The following is a 22118-nucleotide window of genomic DNA, read 5'->3' as shown; positions in this document are numbered from 1 at the left end:
TAATGGAATACGAAGTTGAGGAGCGTTTAAAATGGTGAAATTGTTAAAAAAAATTTTCGGAGATGGAAATCAACGGCAATTAAATCGTATACAAAAGACAGTTGATCAAATAGAAGCAATAGAAGAAAAATATGAAGCTTTTTCAGATACAGAGCTTAAAACGATGACGGAGGAGTTCAAAGAGCGATATCAAAATGGTGAAAGTTTAGATGATATGCTCGTTGAAGCATACGCAGTGGTAAGAGAAGCAGCAAAAAGAGCATTAGGCATGCGTCCATTTGCCGTTCAATTAATAGGAGCCACTGTTTTACATGAAGGAAACATATCAGAGATGAAAACAGGGGAAGGGAAAACACTTTCTTCTACTATGCCAGCTTACTTAAATGCAATTACAGGGAAAGGTGTTCATATCATTACCGTAAACGAATACCTCGCAGACCGAGATGCAAGTGAGATGGGACAACTGTTTGAATTTTTAGGTTTAACAGTAGGTTTAAACATTAGTGGTATGTCAAAAGAAGAGAAAAAAGCCGCTTATGAATGTGATATCACGTACGGGACAAATAATGAATTTGGATTTGACTATTTGCGTGATAATATGGTGCTTTATAAAGAACAAATGGTTCAACGTGAATTAAACTTTGCTATTATTGATGAGGTCGACTCAATTTTAATTGATGAAGCTCGTACGCCGTTAATCATTTCAGGCAGCGCACAAAAGTCAGTGAATCTTTACCAGCAGGCTAATTCTTTTGTCTCTACATTAAATAAAGAGACAGATTACACGTATGATGAAAAAACAAAAGGTGTGCAACTTACAGAAGAGGGAATAAACAAAGCTGAAAAGTATTATAATATTGAAAATTTATTTGATTTAAGTAATGTGTCCTTGACGCATCATATTAACCAAGCATTAAAAGCGCATGTTTCTATGCATCGTGATACAGATTATGTAATTGAAGAAGGCGAAGTCGTTATCGTTGACCAGTTTACGGGAAGACTAATGAAAGGACGCCGATATAGTGATGGGCTTCACCAAGCAATTGAAGCAAAAGAGCGTCTTCAAATACAAAATGAAAGTATGACACTCGCATCCATCACGTTCCAAAATTATTTTAGAATGTACAAAAAATTAGCCGGGATGACAGGAACTGCTAAAACTGAGGAAGAAGAATTCCGTAATATTTATAATATGGATGTTATTGCAATCCCTACAAATAAAGAAATAATTCGGGATGATCGTCCTGATATGATTTATAAATCGATGGATGGCAAATTCCGTGCAGTTGTAGAAGAAATTAAACAGCGCTATGAAACTGGTCAGCCGGTGCTAGTAGGAACCGTTGCAGTAGAGACATCTGAACATATTTCAGACTTATTAAAAAAGGCTAAAGTTAAGCATGACGTCTTAAACGCTAAAAATCATTATCGTGAGGCAGAAATTATTGAAAATGCTGGCCAAAAAAGTGCAGTAACTATAGCTACGAATATGGCTGGCCGTGGTACAGACATTAAACTTGGTGAAGGTGTAATAGAACTTGGTGGTTTAGCTGTAATTGGTACTGAAAGACATGAATCAAGACGAATAGATAACCAGTTGCGAGGTCGTGCTGGACGACAAGGAGATCCCGGCATGTCACAATTTTATTTATCGATGGAAGATGAATTAATGCGCCGTTTCGGTTCCGACAATTTGAAAAATATGATGGAACGCCTTGGAATGGACGATACACAGCCAATTGAAAGTAAAATGGTCTCTCGTGCGGTTGAATCGGCTCAGAAGCGTGTAGAAGGGAATAACTTTGACGCACGTAAAACAGTGTTATCTTATGATGATGTCTTACGTGAACAACGTGAAATTATTTATAAACAGCGTTTAGAGGTAATTGATTCAGATGAAAATGTAAGAGAAATTATTGAGCGGATGATTGAATCTACTGTTGATCACGTTATTGCTACTCATACGCAGGATGAAGATGAGGATAATTGGGATTATAAAGCAATTGTTGAATACGCTCATGGAAATTTATTAGAAACAGAAGATATATCTATAGAAGATATTAATAGAAAAGACCCTGAAGAAATAAAAGAATTTATTATGGGCCAAATTAAACAGCGTTACGATGAAAAAGAGGAAGAATTAACTTCTGAGCAAATGCGAGAGTTTGAAAAAGTTATCCTTTTACGTACAGTTGATACAAAATGGATGGATCATATTGATCAAATGGATCAGTTACGTCAAGGAATTCATTTACGAGCTTATGGTCAAAACGACCCATTAAGAGAATATCAGCTTGAGGGCTTTAACATGTTTGAAGCGATGATTCAAAGTATTGAAGAGGAAACTGCAAAATATATTATGAAAGCTCAAATACGCAATAACTTACAAAGAGAGTCTGTTGTAGAAAATACACATGCTGTTTCAGGCGGTGGAGAAGGGGAAGGGACGAAAGTACGTAAACCATTTGTCCGAAAAGAGAACATTGGTCGAAATGACCCTTGTCCATGTGGTAGCGGGAAAAAATATAAGCAATGTCATGGACGTTAATATATTGATAACTTTTTATATCACTATGAGAGAACTGTTTATGTAATTTCGAGATCGATGACATCTTAGGTGGGGTGTCATCGATATGAGACACAACGTATTATTAGGAGGCGCTTGCTTTTTTGCTTCCAATTAATTACGAAATAAGTAGGGGTGTAATGATGGAACTGATAGAAATCAAACAAGAATTAGATAAGATTGAGCAGCGAATTAATGAATTTAGGGGGTCTCTTTGACCTGGACCATAAGAAAGAGCAAATAAAACAGCTCGAAGAAAAAATGGCAGAACCTACATTTTGGGATAATCATGATGATGCACAAAAGGTGATTGATGAATCCAATTGGTTAAAAAGTAAAGTGGATAATTTTCAATCAATGGCCGATGAAATGGATGACGCCAATGTTATGTATGAACTCGTAAAAGAAGAGAATGATGAAGAACTTTTGTCCGATTTATCGGAAACGGTAAACGAGCTTCGTCATAAAGTTAAAGAATTTGAATTGGAAATGTTATTAAGCGAGCCGTATGATAAAAACAATGCAATTTTGGAATTACATCCCGGTGCTGGGGGTACAGAATCACAAGATTGGGCAAGTATTTTATTACGGATGTACCAACGTTGGGCAGAAAGTAGAGACTTTAAAGTTGAAACATTAAATTATCTTGCTGGAGATGAAGCAGGTGTAAAGAGTGTTACTTTGCTTATAAAAGGACATAATGCTTATGGGTATTTAAAAGCTGAAAAAGGAGTTCACCGCCTAGTGAGAATTTCACCATTTGATTCTTCTGGAAGGCGCCACACTTCATTTGTATCATGTGATGTTTCTCCAGAATTAGATAGCGACGTAGAAATTGAAATTAATAGCGATGATTTAAAAATTGATACGTATCGTTCAAGTGGAGCAGGAGGACAACATGTAAATACATCTGATTCCGCAGTAAGGATTACCCATATCCCAACTAATACAATTGTTACATGTCAATCTGAAAGGTCCCAGATTAAGAACAGGGAACATGCAATGAAAATGTTAAAATCAAAATTGTATCAATTAGAAATCGAGAAAAAAGAACAAGAGCTTGCTGAAATTCGTGGTGAACAGAAGGAAATTGGTTGGGGAAGTCAGATACGATCCTATATTTTTCACCCATATTCCATGGTAAAGGATCACCGTACTAATGTAGATGTAGGTAATGTGCATAGTGTAGTTGATGGAAATATTGACATTTTTATTGATGCATATTTACGCTCACAGATTGGATAAATAGTAATAATATGTTTTAAATAAGACAAATTAATGACTTCTTTTGAGAATCTGTTTTAAATGATAACTATTGGGTTATAATATTACTGATACTAACTTTGTGAGGGGGATTTTTATGAAAAAAGGCTTAATGGCGGTTCTATTTGGAACGCTGCTAGTGCTAGGCGCTTGTGGTGGTGCAAATGACAATGCAAATGAACCAGCCCAAAACAACGATGGAGGAACTGAAGAACCTGCTAATGAAGGTGGAACTGTAGATACAGCTGCTGCAGAAGAATCGTATAAGAAGAGCTGTGCAAGTTGTCACGGTGAAGACCTTTCTGGAGGAGTTGGACCATCATTGGAAAAAGTTGGTGCAGATCACTCAGCAGAGGATATTAAAAACATTATCGAAAATGGTCAAGGTTCTATGCCAGGTGGATTACTATCAGGAGAAGATGCTGATCAAGTGGCAGAATGGTTAGCGCAGCATAAGTAAAGCTTCCAACATCGAAAAAAGCTTGTGAATCTCAATTCGAGAGGACAAGCTTTTTTATTTTTGCTTAAAACACTCGTAATTGATTTATGTACGTCAATAAGTAGAGTTTATGAGTACTTATTTTTAAATAATAAAATTTCTTCAAAATTACATTCCGTATGGCCTGATTCACTTTAATTAGTATCGTTCACACTTCTGCCAACTTTTCCCTCTATTATTACAAATAACCCTATGTTTCTCCCCTGACATTGTACCTAATTTAAGAGTTATCGTTATTACGTTATATTAAATAGATATATTTGAAATATAATTGTAATAATTTTATAGGTAAAAATACTGTAGTTTTATGTTATGCTATATATAACTGTTAGTGAATTTGTAGAAATATGTTAGTTTTACATACATAACTCGTTATTATTATTTGATGAAGGTGAATAAATAGATGATTATTATGAAAGATGTCTATAAAACGTATTCGAATGGTGTTACGGCAATTAATGGGATCGATATAAGAATTGAGCATGGGGAATTTGTCTATATCGTAGGACCTAGTGGTGCAGGTAAATCAACATTTATTAGGCTGATTTATCGTGAGGAAGTACCGACGAAAGGCGAAATTACTATTAAAGGCATTAAAACAAATGATATGAAGAATAAAGAAGTACCTTTTTTACGACGAGAAATTGGAGTCGTCTTCCAAGATTTTAAATTACTTCCTAGGCTAACTGTTTATGAAAATGTCGCATTTGCTCTAGAAGTAATTGAAGCTTCGCCACGTCACATTCGAGATCGAGTAATGGAAGTTTTAGATTTAGTAGGTTTAAAGAATAAGGCTCGTTCATTTCCTACAGAATTATCGGGTGGGGAACAGCAACGTGTCTCGATTGCACGAGCAATCGCAAATCAACCAAAAATCGTTATTGCAGATGAACCGACCGGGAATTTAGATCCCGAAACCTCTTGGAGTATTATGAGGATTTTAGAAGAAATTAATTTAAGAGGAACAACGGTTATCATGGCGACACATAGTAAAGAAATAGTTAATACAATTAAAAAGCGTGTAATCGCTATAGAAAATGGAATTATCGTCAGAGACGAAGATCAAGGGGATTATGGGTATGAAATTTAATACGTTGAAACGACATTTCCGTGAGGGTGCGAAGAATATATTTCGAAATGGTTGGATGTCAGTTGCTTCTATTGGTGCAGTAACGGTTACGCTGATTCTGGTAGGGGCATTTCTAGCGCTAATGTTTAATATCAATGAAATGGCAAATAAAGTAGAAGAAGATGTCGAAATAAAAGCATTAATTGAGCTAACAACTGATGAAGAAGAAATCAAAACACTTGGAGAAGAAATAGACAGTATTTCCGGAATAGATACGATGCGATTTTCTTCGAAAGATGATGAGTTGCAAGGACTTGTAGAAGGTATGGGAGAAGAAGGGGAAGCCTGGGCACTCTTTGAACAGGATAACCCATTAAACCATGCGTATATTATCAAAGCAGCTAATCCTCAAGACACCGAAGCAATCGCTGCAAAAATAGAAAAATTAGATAATGTGTATAAAGTGATTTACGGTCAAGAAGTAGTGCCTCAATTATTTAAGTTTAATAATTATGCTCGAACAATAGGTCTTGCCTTAATTATTGGCCTTATTTTAACAGCTGTATTTTTAATCTCAAATACTATTAAACTTACAATTATGGCTCGTAGTAAAGAAATCGGGGTTATGAAATTAGTAGGTGCAACGAACGGCTTTATTAGATGGCCATTCTTTATTGAAGGGCTGCTACTCGGTATTATGGGATCAATTATACCGATTGCAATAATCGCAACTGGTTATTACTATTTGTTAATAAATATTAGTGGACAAACTTCCTTCCATTTTGTCCAACTACTTCCATATAGTCCTTTTGTTTGGCAAATTTCAGGAGTTGTTTTATTAATTGGAGCAGTTATTGGAATGTGGGGCAGTGGTATGAGTGTAAGGAAATTCTTGAAAGTTTAATTGGAAAAACCAATTTCATAATTATATATTTTTAAACTAGAATGAACATTTTTACGTACTATCCGAATGGTATGGCAATGAATTGGAAAAAAGTTGGTCATGTTTTACTGTGACCAACTTATGGTCGGGCATGTCAAATGTTTTACTAACAATCATTTGAGTAAAGCTTGATACCCGCTAAATAGGGTGGTTCAAGTTTAAAAGTTTTTGGATTGTATATTAATTCTTTAATGGAATGGGATTATATGAAATTAGCACAGTAAGAGGGGATACAAAAATGAAAAAGCATAGGTTAGTAGGTTTATTGGTCACTGTGGTTATTGCTACGTCAGTTGTCAATCATTCTGTTATTGAAGCTGCCTCAATTAATGAGGTAGATAAGGAAATAAAAGAGCTTGAACAGGAACGAAACAAGCTACAGGATAAAGAAAATAATATCAAGTCTGATAAAAAGAACGTTGAAAGTAAAATGGGTGAGAATTTAGATAGCCAAAAATCGGTTGAAGAACAGATGAATAAAATAACGAATGATTTAACTACTACCGAGGCTGACATCCAAACAAAAGAGCAAGAGATTAATGCAACTAATGAAGAAATTAAACAGCTAGAAGAAGAAATCAAACAGCTAAAAGCGGAAATAAAAGAGCTCGAGGAGAAAATCCGTAAGCGAGAAGAGTTGTTAAGAGAACGACTTCGTTCCATCCAAGAAAATGGTGGTAACGTAAAATACATAACAGTAATTTTAGGATCTCAAAACTTTAATGATCTAATTTCTCGATCTTCTGCAGTAAATTCGATCATGGATCAAGATAAAAATATTATGGAAGAACAAGCAGCAGATCAATTAGCTCTTGAACAGAAGCAAGCCGAAGTTGAAGAGAAGAAAGCCGATGTTGAAGCGAAAAAAGAAAAACAAGAAGAGCAAAAAGCAAATTTAGAAGCGTTAAAAACACAATTGAGTGAACAAAAAGCTGAAAAAGAAAAGTTACAATCTAAACTTGAACAAGAATATGAAGAACTCGAAGATTATAATTTAAGTCTAGATGAGGAACAACAACTTATTGCTAGTCAAGCTAGTGTTATAGAAGAAGCAAAGAAATTAGCAGAGTCTGAGAAAAGTAGATTAGAGCAAGAGGAACGAGAAAGACAAGAAAGATTAGCGAAAGAACAAGCAAATCAATCTAGTAGCTCTGGTTCTAGTGGTAACAGTTCAACAGGTGGAAACAATTCAAGCTCACCTACCGACAATTCATCTTCAGTAAGTCAAAGTGGATTTATTTGGCCTGCATCAGGTAGATTATCATCTGGTTTTGGTCCAAGAATTCACCCGATAACTGGACAAGTCGGTAAAATGCATAACGGTATCGATATTGCTGCACCAACAGGAACGCCAGTTAAAGCACCTGCAGCAGGAGTTGTTGCGTATGCGAGTTGGATGAATGGATATGGGAATACAATCATGATTTCTCATGGATCTACCACGACATTATATGCACATTTAAACAGCATCTCCGTTTCACCGGGGCAAAGTGTAAGTCAAGGACAACAAATTGGAACAGTTGGAAATACTGGAAACTCTACGGGACCCCATTTGCATTTTGAAGTACATCCGGGTGGATACAAAAATCCTACAAACCCAATGGGATATTTACCGTAAACTATAATAAAATATAGATAGGAGACACTTCACATCATAATGTGTAGTGTCTTTCTTTTATTTACGAAGAGAGGTTGTGACAAAACGAAATAGTAGATATGAAACACGAACAATATTTCAAGTTAGCGAAGGAAATATACGGAGACTCCTGCCAGAAGAAAAGCCTCGATAAGACACTGAAAGGCGACAAATATCGAAAGATTACAGACTAAAACCGCCCTTTGCGGGCAACGTCTGCATACCCCTTGCCGGGGCAGGAGGCTTATCAGCGCTGGCGGAAGCGAAATATATTTCTGTAGCGACTATTATAAACGTAATTATTCGTGTTTCAATAACTCTTTCTAGCTTATGTCCCAACGTCCTTTCTTTTATTTACGATGAAAGGGATCGATTCATCATTAAATGGAATAAACGGTAAGTATAATATTGTATCACTGTATTTATCTCATCATTTATAATCGGAGTAAAAGATTATAGGAACAAAACGATGCTTTATGGTAAACTATAGAAAGTAATGATTTTTCACAACATTTGAGGTGGAAGAATGACATTTAAAAAACGTGATTTAATTATTTTTATCGTAATAACTTTTGCTGTAGGATTTCTAGGGGCTTTTACTGGATTAAAAGTATTGCAGCCAAGCATGAATACAACTGAACAAGTAGAAATCCCTTTTGTCAAAGATAGTGGTGATAATCAATTAGATGAAAATTTAAAAACAATTAAGGAAGCATATGAGTTAATTGAGCAGCATTATGTAGGGGATGTGGAAGAGGATCAATTACTTGAAGGGGCAATCCAAGGGATGTTAGAAACTCTAGAGGATCCGTATAGTTCCTATATGAATGCAGAAGCGATGGAACGATTTAATGAACAAATACAATCCTCTTTCCAAGGCATTGGTGCAGAGGTGAGTATGGTAGAAGGCAAAGTTACCATTGTTGCACCAATTAAAGATTCTCCAGCTGAAAAAGCAGGGTTACGTCCAAACGACCATATTTTAGAAGTCGATGATGAGGATTTGGAGGGTCTAGATTTAAACGAAGCAGTTGAGAAAATCCGAGGAAAGAAGGGTTCAGAAGTTGTTCTAACCGTTGAAAGAAAAGGTGCTTCTAAGCCGTTTAAAATAACAATTATCCGTGACGATATTCCAATTGAGACCGTCTACCATGAATTGAAAGAAGTAGATGGCAAAAAAACAGGGATTATCGAATTAACCTCTTTTTCGGAAACAACAGCAAAAGAATTTAACGACTCATTAAGTTCTTTAGAAGAAGATGGTATAGATGGACTTGTCATTGATGTACGTGGAAACCCAGGTGGTTTATTAGATTCTGTGGAAGAAATATTGCAGTCTTTCGTGCCAAAAGATATACCTTATTTACAAATTGAAGATGGTCAAGGTAAGAATGATAAATATTATACGAATTTAAAAGAGAAAAAACCGTATCCAATCAGTATATTAATTGATGAAGGTAGTGCTTCCGCTTCTGAAATATTGGCGGTTGCAATGAAAGAAATAGGATACGATATTGTTGGGACAACAAGCTTTGGGAAGGGAACGGTTCAGCAAGCTGTTCCGATTGGAAATAAAAATGAAGAAAGTACAATTAAGTTAACATTTTACAAATGGCTTTCACCTAAAGGGAATTGGATTAATGAAGTAGGCATTGAACCAACAATAGAGCAGGAACAACCAGAATTCTTTTATTCAAATCCAATTCACATTGAAAAAACATTCAAACAAGATGATACAAACGAAGAGATTAAAAATGCGCAAGTAATGTTGTCGGGAATCGGATATGACACGAAACGTAAAGACGGATATTTTGATAAACAGACAAAACAAACTGTCATGAAGTTTCAAAAGGATCATGATTTAAAAGAAACTGGAGAATTGGATGAAAAGACGGCTTATGCAATTGAGACAAAAGTCATTGAAGCCATTCGAAGCGGTGAGAAAGATTTACAAATGCAAAAAGCATTAGAAGAATTATATAAATAAATATGACATAAAAAGAGGGGTGAATGATGATGCTGGAGATATGGTTAATTGAAGCAGTAAAAGGAATTGGGAGATTTTTCTCCAATCCTTTACTGTATTGGACATTTCTATTATTCATTTTAACTGGTTATCGCAGAATTCGTAGAGAAAGATTTCAATTTGGCACTAAATTATATAGTTTGTTTGCTGAAGGCAGACGTACATTTACTATTTCTTTTTTGTTTAGCATCATCTTATCAGCTCTCGCTTTATTATTTGGTATTGTGATATCGGTAGAAACAATTATCGTATTGACAATTGTAATGATCTTGTTAAGTATATTGGGTTCAACAACTATGCTTTCAGCTAGTTATACAATTGGCATTACCTTTTTGTTGCTACTCGTCTTACCGTTTATTCAACTAGATATGTTTGGCTCATATGTGAACTTTGGTAATACGTCAGCGATTTATTTTATTTGTTTAGCAATTATAATGGGATTATTTTTATTAGTGGAAGCTTTATTAGTAGGGAGTCAAAAACATCAACAGACTTTTCCATACCTTTCACTAAGTGAGCGTGGAGTATGGATTGGAAATCATGAATTGAAGAGATTGGCGTTTATTCCGTTTTTTACTCTATTACCAATAGACGCTGTTAGTGGGATTGCTCCATTTTTTCCATATTTTGAATACGGTGGTCAAACGTTCAGCTTAATTTTAATTCCGTTTTTTATTGGTTACCAATACAGTGTCCGCGGAGAGTTGCCACACCATGCAGCATATCGTTTAGGACAAGCAACATTACTATTAAGTTTACTCGTATTGTTTATTGCATTAGGCAGTTTATTTCTCCCGTACCTTTCATTTGTAGCTATCATCGTAGGTATCGTAGGAAAAGAATGGATTATGTATCAAAACCGCATGCGCAACAAAAAACATCCTGCATTATTTACACCATTAAATAAAGGAATCAAAGTACTAGCAATGATACCCGATAGCCCCGCTGATAGATTAGGTATATTAGTAGGAGAAACTATATTAAAAGTGAATGGAAGATATGTAATAAACTCTAACCAGTTTTATGAAGCACTTCAGAATAGTGGCGCATTTTTTAAACTCGATGTCATTGATATTAATGGAGAAATCCGTTTTATTAACAGTCCATTTTATGAAGAGGATCATTATGAATTAGGAATTATTTTCCCGGAAAGCCCGGCACTAGAACAAAGAGCAACCTTATTAGCTAAAACAAATTAAATAGAAAAAACTCGTCAATTAATAGGCGAGTTTTTTTGTTTAAATGGATATTTAATCAGAAAAATGGAATGTTAGTTCGGTTTTATGATACAATTACTATGTGGAAAAAAATGAAAGAAAATAGATTGGAGAGCAAATTATGGCGGAAAAGTTTGAACTTGTTTCATCTTATGAGCCACGTGGAGATCAACCAAAGGCGATTAAAAAGCTCGTTGATCAAGTCAATAAAGGCAAAAACCATTTAACGTTATTAGGGGCAACAGGTACAGGTAAAACATTCACTATTTCCAATGTAATCCAGGAAATAAATCGTCCGACCCTAGTCATTGCTCATAATAAAACGTTAGCAGGTCAATTATATAGTGAGTTTAAAGAATTTTTTCCTAATAATGCGGTTGAGTATTTTGTTAGTTATTACGATTATTACCAACCAGAAGCGTATGTTCCATCTACAGATACGTTTATCGAGAAAGATGCAAGTATTAACGATGAGATAGATAAATTAAGACACTCCGCAACATCAGCTTTATTTGAACGTCGTGACGTATTAATCGTTGCAAGTGTGTCATGTATATATGGGTTAGGTTCGCCGGAAGAATATAAGAATCAAGTGCTTTCCATACGAATGGGAATGGAAATTGAACGGGACCAGTTGTTACGTGAATTAGTAGGTATCCAATATGCACGTAATGATATTGATTTCAAACGTGGGACTTTTCGTGTCCGAGGCGATTCGGTTGAAATTATTCCTGCATCAAAAGAAGAGCATTGTATGCGAATTGAGTTTTTTGGGGATGAAATTGACCGAATTAGGGAAGTAGATGCATTAACGGGAGAAATAATCGGTGACCGAGAACATGTCGCTATTTTTCCTGCATCTCACTTCGTTACCGGTGAAGAGAAAATGAAGCTGGCGATCGCAAGCATTGAAAAGGAATTAGAAGAACGGCTAGCAGAATTAAAAGCGGATAATCGACTATTAGAAGCTCAAAGATTAGAACAGAGAACGAAATATGATTTAGAAATGATGCGGGAAATGGGTTTTTGTTCGGGAATTGAGAACTACTCTCGACATATTACATTAAGAGAGCCGGGTTCTACACCATATACATTGCTCGACTTTTTCCCGGCTGATTATCTCGTTGTAATTGATGAGTCTCATGCTACATTACCGCAAGTTCGTGGAATGTACAACGGGGACAGAGCACGAAAACAAATGCTTGTTGACCATGGATTTAGATTGCCATCTGCATTAGATAACCGTCCGCTTAAATTTGAAGAATTTGAAAAGAAAGCTGAGCAAAACATTTACGTTTCAGCAACGCCTGGACCATATGAAATGGAACATACGGATGAAATGGTTGAGCAAATAATCCGTCCAACTGGATTACTAGATCCAAAAATAGATGTTCGTCCGATCGAAGGACAAATTGATGATTTAATCGGAGAGATTAACGGGCGTATCGAACGCAATGAACGGGTATTAATTACTACGTTAACGAAACGAATGGCAGAAGATTTAACAGATTATTTAAAAGAATTGGATTTGAAAGTTGCCTATTTACATTCGGAAGTAAAAACGTTGGAACGTATCGAAATAATTCGAGATTTACGGGTTAAAAAATATGATGTGCTTGTCGGAATTAATCTACTTAGAGAAGGGCTTGATATTCCAGAAGTCTCGCTCGTTGCTATTTTAGATGCCGATAAAGAAGGTTTCCTTCGCTCTGAACGTTCCTTAATTCAGACGATGGGTCGGGCAGCTCGTAATGAAAACGGGCAAGTAATTATGTATGCTGATAAAATTACACAGTCTATGCAAGTTGCAATTGATGAAACAACCCGACGACGTGAAATCCAAGAAGCATTTAACATCGAACACGGAATAACTCCTACTACAATTAAAAAGGATGTTCGCGAATTAATTAGAGCTACGCATGCCGCTGAAAATGAAGAAGAATACGAGTACGATGATAAAAACTTAATTGAAATAACTAAAATGCCGAAGAAAGATCGTGAAAAAGTTATTGAAAAGATGGAAAAAGAGATGCGTGAAGCAGCAAAAGAACTTAATTTTGAACGCGCAACTGAATTACGAGATATCATTTTCGAACTAAAAGTAGAAGGCTAAAGGTTGGAAGGATGAACAGATAATGCCTGGAAAAAAGATTAAAATTCGTGGTGCTCGAGCCCACAACTTAAAAAACATTGATATAGATATACCGAAAAATAAATTAGTAGTCGTTACTGGTTTATCCGGTTCAGGAAAATCTTCGTTGGCCTTCGATACTATTTATGCAGAAGGTCAGCGTCGTTATGTTGAATCGTTATCTGCTTATGCAAGGCAATTTTTAGGGCAGATGGATAAGCCAGACGTCGATACGATCGAAGGATTATCTCCAGCAATATCCATTGATCAAAAAACGACGAGTAAAAATCCTCGTTCAACTGTAGCGACAGTGACAGAGATATATGATTATTTACGTTTACTCTATGCGCGAATTGGTCGTCCTGTTTGTCCAATTCATGGAATTGAGATTTCATCGCAAACCGTCCAGCAGATGGTTGATCAAATTATGAATTATCCAGAACGTACACGAATTCAATTATTGGCTCCTGTAGTTTCTGGAAGAAAAGGAGAGCATGTAAAACTGCTTGAGAATCTTCAGCAAGAAGGATATGTCCGAATTCGTGTTGACGGCGAGATGCGAGAAGTTACTGAAGAAATAAAGTTGGACAAAAATAAAAAGCATTCCATTGAAGTCGTTGTAGACAGAATTATTGTAAGAGAGGGAGTAGAAGGTCGATTAACAGATTCATTGGAAACTGCACTTCCGCTCGGTGAAGGCCGTGTAATTATTGATGTCATCGATGGAGAAGAAGTTGTCATGAACGAAAATCATGCATGTCCGGAGTGTGGATTTTCAATCGATGAATTAGAACCAAGGCTTTTCTCTTTTAATAGTCCTTTCGGGGCTTGTCCAACTTGTGATGGATTAGGTACAAACTTGGAAGTGGATCTTGATTTGGTCATTCCTGATTGGACACTGTCCTTAAATGAAAATGCGATTGCTGCTTGGTCACCAATCAGTTCTCAATATTATCCACAGCTATTAAAAAGTGTGTGTTCTCATTATGGGATTGATATGGATATTCCAGTAAAAGATATTCCTAAGCCTCAAATGAATAAAATTTTATATGGTAGTGGCAAGGAGTATATTACTTTCCACTATGTGAATGATTTCGGTAGGGAAAAAAATAATCGCATTCAGTTTGAAGGGGTTATTTCTAATATTGCTAGACGTTACCGAGAAACTTCCTCTGATTTTATTAGAGAAACATTAGAAAAATTTATGGCCGAAAATGCTTGTCCAACATGTGATGGATACCGATTGAATGAAGAAGCTTTAGCTGTATTTATTGCAGATAAGCATATTGGGAAAGTTGTTCAATTATCCATTACGGAAGCGTATAAATTTTTCAATTCACTTCAATTAAGTGAAAAAGACGCGCAAATTGCCAATATGGTGTTGAAGGAAATTAATGACCGCTTATTGTTTTTAATGAATGTTGGTTTAAACTATTTGACGCTTGCACGATCATCGGGAACATTATCGGGTGGAGAGGCACAGCGTATTCGCTTAGCAACTCAAATCGGTTCGGCTTTAACAGGTGTGTTATATGTACTTGATGAACCTTCGATTGGACTTCATCAACGTGATAATGACCGTTTGATTCAAACATTACATCATATGCGAGATTTGGATAATACACTTATTGTCGTAGAGCATGACGAAGATACTATGCTTGCAGCAGATTGGATTATTGATATTGGTCCAGGTGCTGGTGAACATGGTGGAAAAATTGTTGCTGATGGAACACCGAAGAGTATCATTAGAAATAGTAAATCATTAACTGGGAAATATTTATCTGGAAAAGAGTTTATTGCACTTCCGAAAGAACGACGGGAAACGGATGAGCGGTATATTGAAATTATAGGTGCGGAAGAAAATAATTTAAAAAAGGTAGACGTGCGTTTTCCGATTGGCGTGATGACAGTTGTAACAGGTGTATCAGGTTCAGGTAAAAGTACACTTGTAAATGAAGTGTTATATCAGTCATTAGCGAAACATTTATATACTGGAAAATATCGTCCTGGTAAACATGAAAAGATTTTAGGGTTTAACTATATTGATAAAGTAATCGATATAAATCAGGCACCAATTGGCCGTACACCACGCTCTAACCCAGCAACTTATACAGGAGTATTCGATGATATTCGAGATGTATTTGCACAGACAAATGAAGCGAAAATTCGCGGATATAAAAAAGGTCGATTTAGCTTTAATGTTAAAGGTGGCCGTTGTGAAGCTTGTCGTGGGGATGGAATATTAAAAATTGAAATGCACTTTTTACCTGATGTATATGTACCTTGTGAAGTTTGTGAAGGTAAAAGATACAATAGAGAAACTTTAGAAATTAAATTTAAAGGAAAAAATATTGCCGATGTATTAGAAATGAGAATTGAAGAGGCATTAGATTTCTTTAGTAATATCCCGAAAATTAAACGTAAATTACAAACAGTTTTTGATGTTGGCTTAGGTTATATTAAATTAGGTCAGCCTGCAACTACATTATCCGGAGGAGAGGCTCAACGTGTAAAATTAGCGAGTGAGCTCCATAAGCGCTCCAATGGAAAAACGGTATATATTTTGGATGAACCGACAACAGGGCTTCATACGGATGATATTAAACGTTTAATCGCCGTACTACAACGCCTAGTTGATAATGGAGATACAGTCATCATTATCGAGCATAATTTGGACGTTATCAAAACTGCGGATAATATCATTGATCTTGGACCTGAAGGTGGAAATGGCGGAGGGCAAATTATCGCTACCGGAACCCCTGAAGAAATAGCTGATGTAAAAGAATCATATACTGGCCAATATTTGAAACAAATTATGGAGAGAGATCGTAAACGAATCGATAGAGTAATTCAAGAAACAATTAAAAAAGCATAACTTAGAAAGGTTACCGAAACATGGTAGCCTTTTTATTCTGGACTAAAAACGGGACAGCGCTTCAATAAATTAATGGAGGCAATGGCATGAGTCTTAACTCTAACCTTAAAAGCGAATAATTCACTATAATAAGAGAGGATTTAGGGAGGTTTTTTAATAAAAATTCTCTCGTCTATATTGGATTATTGGCAACCAAAATTATTAAAAATGAAATGTTACAGTTTCTCGCCAACACATTTATTTTCCAGTGGCATATATTTTTCGCAAAGAAAAATAATTTATAAAGGGTTTTCAACAATCATAAATTTTGACGTGGGTTCAGTTTGTTTGTAAGCTAAAAAGAGGAAGAATGGAGGAGGTCATCGAGTGGAAGCAATTGAAATAAGTAAAGTCCAAAAAGAACTAGACTCATTTAAAAATAAAGTTGTGTACCTGCATTTAGAAACGACCAACGGTGCTTATGCTAGTCATTTTGGAAATAAAGGTGTCAATGTTGGTGCCTATATACGAAATGCTCAAGTTACGTTTACAGAAGCAGTAATTAAAGGAGACGTTGGATATCGGGTTGGACTGAAAACAGAATTCGGCTGGGTTTATGCAGAGGGACTGACTGATTGGGAGATGTATGAAGGGAAACATCTTTTATTAGCCGGACATGACCAGGATGGACGATTAATGGTAGCTTTGCAAATTAGTGAAACACCTTTCAAATAGAGTAAAATGAGGGGATAAAATGAAAAATCAAAAGCATGTTGTTATTATTTATCCGCATCCGGATGATGAATCATTTGGAGCTGCAGGGGTAATTTATCAATTTCGGAAACAAGGAGTACCAGTAACCTATTTATGTGGTACATTAGGTGAAATGGGTAGAAATATGGGAACTCCGCAATTTGCCAATCGGGAAACGCTGGCGAATATTCGCGTACAGGAATTAAAAGATGCATGTGAGTTTTTAGATATTGACTATCAATTATTAGGATATCGAGACAAAACGATTGAATTTGAAAATCAAAGAAAAGTAGCAACTCATATTAAAGAAGTATTGGAAGAGATAAAGCCGACATTAGTAATCACCCATTATCCTGGACATGGTGTCCATCCAGATCATAATGCGCTTGGTGCTGCGACAATTGAAGCGGTTCGTCTGATGGATGAAGATAAACGTCCAACATTATGGGCCTCAGCAATAACACAGGATTTTGAACGAGTGCTTGGTGAACCGGATGTAGTGATTCCATTGGATGATGAACAATTTGACTTTAAATTAAAAGCGATTATGAGACATAAATCACAAGCAGAAGGCATGCTTAAAAAATTACAAGATATGCCGGATGAGTTAAAAATATATATTGCAGGTTTAAAGGAAAGGTTAGGTAAAGAACGCTTTTTTATTTGGGAGTTTAATTAAAGGTATCTCTTGGGTAAAGTACTAATAAAAACTGGGAGACAGAAAAAAATGCGAACTTTTCTAAGTTGGTTTACGTCTATTTTTCTTAATTCTATAGCTTTATTAATAGTTGATCAGTTATTCGAATCTTTTTATATCGAAAATTTTAAAACCGCACTGCTTGCAAGTATCATTCTTTCGATATTAAACTTTATTGTTAGACCAATATTAATTTTATTAACGCTACCGATTACTGTGATGACATTGGGTTTATTTATTCTAGTTATCAATGCGATTACATTAATGCTCGCTCAAAAATTAATGGGCAATGCATTTGTAATCGATGGATTTGGTATCGCGTTGTTAGCATCAATATTAATCTCACTGATTAGCTTAATTTTACACAAGCTAATTGGAGATACAGCTAAACAATCAAAATAAAGTTAGACGAAAAGGAGTAATACTGATTTTTTAAAAAATCGAGGTGGTGACAGATCCTACGCCGACAATTGAATTAGTAATATTGGACACAGAAAAGGGTAAAGCTTTTCTGTGTCCTTTTATCTCAGTAACTCAACTTTCGTAGCGTGAAATAGATAAATTAACCTAGGGTAGTAGGGGGGGAGAGATCCATTCCTTAATTGACTTTCGGGCCTTCTTAGCGAAGGAAATATGTGGAGACTCCTATGGTAAAGGAGACACTGTGAAAGCAAGCGTAAGCGCAGCTCGAACAGATGTCGCTCTTATGCCCGTGGTGAAAGCGAAACATATTTCCGCAGCGGTTTCCTGAAATTAATATAGATGGTGCGAAAGTTAAGTAAGTATTAAACTAATGCTTTCTATCACAAGGAGCCTTCGCTCGAAACGGAAATTAGTGAGTAGTAAGATTTCTTAATCAAATAGATTCAGTAGAAACCCCCTTTTTCAACTTTGAGGAAAAGGGGTTTCTTTCCCTAATATTATCATATTTAAAAAAATTAAATACCTCATTCCGTCTTTTTTATCTTTAAACCTAAATTTAAACGTTATTAATAGATAAATTCTAGTATAAACGGTAAAATTAAGAATGAACTGTTTTAAAAATTCGCTCTAATCATTGCAGCTTATCTGAGGGGGAACGTAAGATGCGAGTTGTACGGACCAAAGATTTGTTGGATAATTTTAACTTAACAGTGGTCGCAGGTGCTGATGGAATACACCGAGAGATCACTTCGAATGATATATCAAGACCTGGCTTTGAAATGACAGGTTTTTTTGAATATTATCCAAAAGAACGAATCCAGATTATCGGTAAAACCGAAATGAATTATTTTTTGAATTTAACTGAAGAAGAACAGAAGGACAGAGCAGAAAGATTATGTACTGATATTACACCTGGTTTAATTGTTACAAATTGGATGGAAGTACCACAAGTTCTACTAAACGCTGCGAATGATGCAGGTGTTCCTATCTTAAAGTCACCAAGGACAACAAATCGAGTTATTGTACGAATAACAAATTACTTAGGATCAAAGTTTGCACCAACCACAGCTGTACACGGAGTACTAGTTGATATCTATGGTGTTGGAGTACTTATTATGGGGCAAAGTGGTGTAGGGAAAAGTGAAACAGCTTTAGAATTAGTAAAAAGAGGACATCGATTGGTAGCAGATGATAGCGTGGAAATAAGACAAGAGGATTATGATACGCTAATTGGAAATTCTCCGCCTCTCATTGAACATTTATTAGAAATACGTGGGCTAGGCATTTTAAATGTGATGACTTTATTTGGAGCTGGAGCGGTTAAGAGTTATAAGCGTATTTCATATATTGTTCAACTGGAAATCTGGGATGATAAAAAGCAATATGAGCGTCTAGGAATTGAAGAAGAGACGATGAAAATTATGGATGTCCGAATTCCAAAAGCTACGATTCCGGTTCGACCGGGCCGAAATTTAGCAGTAATTATCGAGGTGGCAGCGATGAACTTCCGACTAAAACGAATGGGAGTAAATGCAGCAGAAGATTTTTCAGATCAATTAACAACTATGATTCAACAAAGTAATGATGGTAATTAGTAGAGATTAATTTTCAGGAGTGATTTATTTGAATTGTAATGCCGAAGCATTAAATCGGGTGTTTTTACAAGCCGGACCAATTTCGATTTATTGGTATGGCGTCATTATTGCAACCGGGCTTTTTTTAGGTTTATGGTTAGCGACAAAAGAGGCAGACAGACTTGGGTTAAAGAAAGATCTTATTGTCGACTTAATTATGTTTGCCGCACCTATTGCGATTATTTTTGCACGAATTTATTATGTCATTTTTGAGTGGGAGAACTATCAAGGCGCACCATTTTGGAAACTTTTCGCTGTTTGGGAAGGTGGTATTGCGATTCACGGTGCTTTAATTGGAGCGGTATTAACGGCAATTGTTTATGCTCGTGTTAAGAAAGTCTCGTTTTGGCAATTAGCCGACATTGTTGCCCCAAGTTTGATTCTTGGGCAAGCAATTGGGCGATGGGGAAATTTTATGAACCAGGAAGCACATGGAGGCCCGATTTCTGAAGCGGCTTATCAAAATTTTTATCAATATCTTCCTGACTTTATTATGAATCAAATGTGCATTGGTGGCACACTATATCATCCAACTTTTTTATATGAATCCGTATGGAATATTCTTGTGTTTATTCTTTTAATTATGATTAGAAAATATAATCCGCTTCGTGGTGAGTTATTCTTAACTTATATTGCTACATATTCAATAGGAAGATTTTTTATTGAAGGCATGCGAACGGATAGCTTGTTTTTAGGTCCAATAAAGCAAGCACAGTTTTTATCACTATTATTAATTATTGGCGCAATCATCTTAATCATTTATCGCAGAAAAATAAATAGAGTTGATAGAAAATATGATGGGTCAATAAGTAAGTAGCGGGAAGAAGGTCTAATCTTGAAAAACATTATATTACGGGGTTTGAAACAAGGACTAAATGTATCATGGACATTAGGCAAGATCGTTTTTCCGATAACGATCGCCGTAACCATTTTACAATATACCCCGATCTTACCTTGGTTTATTAAACTTGTTTCACCAATCATGGCTTTAATTGGACTTCCAGGGGAAGCGGCTATGCCACTTGTGCTAGGGAATGCATTGAACTTATATGCTGGTATTGGTGCAATAGTTTCGTTTGATTTTACAGTTAAAGAAGTATTTATATTGGCAATCATGCTTTCATTTTCTCATAATTTATTTATTGAATCTGCAGTTGCATCCCGTGTTGGTGTAAGCTGGTGGTTAATTTCGGGAATCCGGATTATTCTAGCTTTATTTGCGGCATTTATGGTTAATTTATTATGGAATGGAGGAGGAGAACCTGCACAGTATGGGTTTATCGCCTCAGCCAGTATTGAATTAACCAGTTGGCGAGAAATTTTCTTACACGGGTTAAAAACGGCAACAATAGCTGTTCTACAATTATCAATGGTTATTTTTCCACTTATGCTTATCATGCAGTTTTTACGTGATCTAGGTTGGATGAAACTTTTATCGAAAGCATTTACTCCTTGTACTCGATTATTAGGAATGAAAGAGAATACATCGTTTACTCTCGTAACAGGATTATCGATTGGCCTTGCTTTTGGAGCTGGAGTAATGATTCAAGCAGTTAAAGAAGATGGAGTAAGCAAGAAAGACATGATATTAGCGCTTATTTTCCTAGTTACTTGTCATGCAGTAGTAGAAGACACGGTGATTTTTATTCCATTAGGGATTCCGGTCTGGCCATTGTTAGTAATTCGCTTAACTACAGCGATTGTTTTAACGATGATCGTTGCATTTGTTTGGAAACGATTAGATGAACGAAGGAGAAGAGAAGTTACTTATGAGCATTAAAACAATTTTATTTGATTTAGATGGCACATTAATAGACACAAATGAATTAATCCACAATTCTTTTGAACATACTTTTACTCATTATGGATATTCGTTTACAAGAGAGGAAATATTACAATTTAATGGACCTCCTTTAATTCAAACGTTTACTGACTTAAATCCTGAATTAGCTGAAGAAATGATAACTACCTATCGAAAACATAATTTAGAACATCATAATGATTATGTACAGTTATTTCCAAATGTAAAAGAAACATTAGCAACCCTTCATCAAGCAGGAATTAAGATGGGGATCGTTTCTGCTAAGATGCGACCTGGTGTTCAATTAGGGTTGAAAGTTACAGGAATTGATTCTTATTTTGATACCATTGTGTCGGTAGACGACGTTCAGAATCCCAAACCTCATCCTGAGCCAGTATTGAAAGGATTAAGAAATTTAGACGGGGATACTGAATCTGCTATTATGGTTGGTGACAATTACCATGATATTGAATCTGGAAAAAATGCGGGCTTACAAACTGTTGCAGTTGCTTGGAGTTTAAAAGGTAAGGAATACTTACAGGATTTTAAACCGACATATATGATCGAGGATATGAGGGACTTACTACCAATTGTAGGAGTGTAAAA

17 protein-coding genes are annotated in these 22118 nt (G+C 35.8%); all 17 read left to right on the top strand.

Annotated features, from left to right (window positions below; all coding sequences use genetic code 11):
* Positions 1 to 31 precede the first annotated feature (31 nt).
* Entirely contained in the window at positions 32 to 2548 is a 2517-nt protein-coding gene (gene secA, locus SPD48_RS17405) for a preprotein translocase subunit SecA (protein WP_336259400.1), read from the top strand.
* 161 nt (positions 2549 to 2709) lie between these two features.
* A protein-coding gene (gene prfB / locus SPD48_RS17400; RefSeq protein ID WP_336259399.1) for a peptide chain release factor 2 occupies positions 2710 to 3811 on the top strand; the annotation gives its coding sequence in 2 pieces (ribosomal slippage) (positions 2710 to 2781 and positions 2783 to 3811; 1101 coding nt in all).
* 115 nt (positions 3812 to 3926) lie between these two features.
* On the top strand, positions 3927 to 4289 hold the full coding sequence (gene cccB, locus SPD48_RS17395; protein WP_336259398.1) for a cytochrome c551: 363 nt from the start codon (positions 3927 to 3929) through the stop codon (positions 4287 to 4289).
* A 442-nt stretch (positions 4290 to 4731) separates the two neighbouring features.
* Positions 4732 to 5418: a cell division ATP-binding protein FtsE gene (ftsE, locus tag SPD48_RS17390; protein WP_336259397.1), complete on the top strand. Its 687-nt coding sequence runs from the start codon at positions 4732 to 4734 to the stop codon at positions 5416 to 5418.
* A complete protein-coding gene (gene ftsX / locus SPD48_RS17385; RefSeq protein WP_336259396.1) occupies positions 5408 to 6301 on the top strand; it encodes a permease-like cell division protein FtsX in 894 nt (297 codons plus the stop codon). Before ftsE ends, ftsX begins: the two co-directional genes overlap by 11 nt.
* A 277-nt stretch (positions 6302 to 6578) precedes the next feature.
* A complete protein-coding gene (locus SPD48_RS17380; protein ID WP_336259395.1) occupies positions 6579 to 7958 on the top strand; it encodes a murein hydrolase activator EnvC family protein in 1380 nt (459 codons plus the stop codon).
* Positions 7959 to 8502: 544 nt separating this feature from the next.
* Positions 8503 to 9963 (top strand): S41 family peptidase, encoded by a 1461-nt coding sequence (locus SPD48_RS17375; protein ID WP_336259394.1) that lies wholly within the window; start codon positions 8503 to 8505, stop codon positions 9961 to 9963.
* 29 nt (positions 9964 to 9992) lie between these two features.
* Positions 9993 to 11201 (top strand): PDZ domain-containing protein, encoded by a 1209-nt coding sequence (locus SPD48_RS17370; protein WP_336259393.1) that lies wholly within the window; start codon positions 9993 to 9995, stop codon positions 11199 to 11201.
* A 139-nt stretch (positions 11202 to 11340) separates the two neighbouring features.
* Positions 11341 to 13332, top strand: a complete 1992-nt coding sequence (gene uvrB / locus SPD48_RS17365) for an excinuclease ABC subunit UvrB (RefSeq protein ID WP_336259392.1) — start codon at positions 11341 to 11343, stop codon at positions 13330 to 13332.
* A gap of 22 nt (positions 13333 to 13354) precedes the next feature.
* Positions 13355 to 16225 carry an excinuclease ABC subunit UvrA gene (uvrA, locus tag SPD48_RS17360; protein ID WP_336259391.1) on the top strand — a complete coding sequence of 957 codons (2871 nt, stop codon included), beginning with the start codon at positions 13355 to 13357 and terminating at the stop codon, positions 16223 to 16225.
* A gap of 366 nt (positions 16226 to 16591) precedes the next feature.
* Positions 16592 to 16939: a YojF family protein gene (locus SPD48_RS17355; protein WP_336259390.1), complete on the top strand. Its 348-nt coding sequence runs from the start codon at positions 16592 to 16594 to the stop codon at positions 16937 to 16939.
* 19 nt (positions 16940 to 16958) lie between these two features.
* The gene (gene bshB2, locus SPD48_RS17350) at positions 16959 to 17636 is read left to right on the top strand and encodes a bacillithiol biosynthesis deacetylase BshB2 (protein WP_336259389.1); all 678 of its coding nucleotides are present in this window, start codon (positions 16959 to 16961) and stop codon (positions 17634 to 17636) included.
* Positions 17637 to 17684: 48 nt separating this feature from the next.
* Positions 17685 to 18056, top strand: coding sequence for a phage holin family protein (locus tag SPD48_RS17345; protein WP_336259388.1), 372 nt, complete (start codon positions 17685 to 17687; stop codon positions 18054 to 18056).
* 683 nt (positions 18057 to 18739) lie between these two features.
* Entirely contained in the window at positions 18740 to 19672 is a 933-nt protein-coding gene (gene hprK / locus SPD48_RS17340; protein WP_336259387.1) for an HPr(Ser) kinase/phosphatase, read from the top strand.
* 28 nt (positions 19673 to 19700) lie between these two features.
* Complete coding sequence (gene lgt / locus SPD48_RS17335; protein ID WP_336259386.1) at positions 19701 to 20528, top strand: prolipoprotein diacylglyceryl transferase; 828 nt, start codon at positions 19701 to 19703, stop codon at positions 20526 to 20528.
* 18 nt (positions 20529 to 20546) lie between these two features.
* Positions 20547 to 21491: a nucleoside recognition domain-containing protein gene (locus SPD48_RS17330; RefSeq protein ID WP_336259385.1), complete on the top strand. Its 945-nt coding sequence runs from the start codon at positions 20547 to 20549 to the stop codon at positions 21489 to 21491.
* Positions 21481 to 22116, top strand: coding sequence for a pyrophosphatase PpaX (gene ppaX / locus SPD48_RS17325; protein WP_336259384.1), 636 nt, complete (start codon positions 21481 to 21483; stop codon positions 22114 to 22116). The genes SPD48_RS17330 and ppaX overlap by 11 nt, the downstream gene beginning before the upstream one ends.
* The last annotated feature ends 2 nt before the right edge of the window (positions 22117 to 22118 follow it).

This window comes from Pseudogracilibacillus sp. SE30717A (genome assembly GCF_037071985.1).
Classification (GTDB): Bacteria; Bacillota; Bacilli; order Bacillales; family Amphibacillaceae; genus Pseudogracilibacillus.
This window is presented reverse-complemented; position numbering and strand designations above follow the sequence as displayed.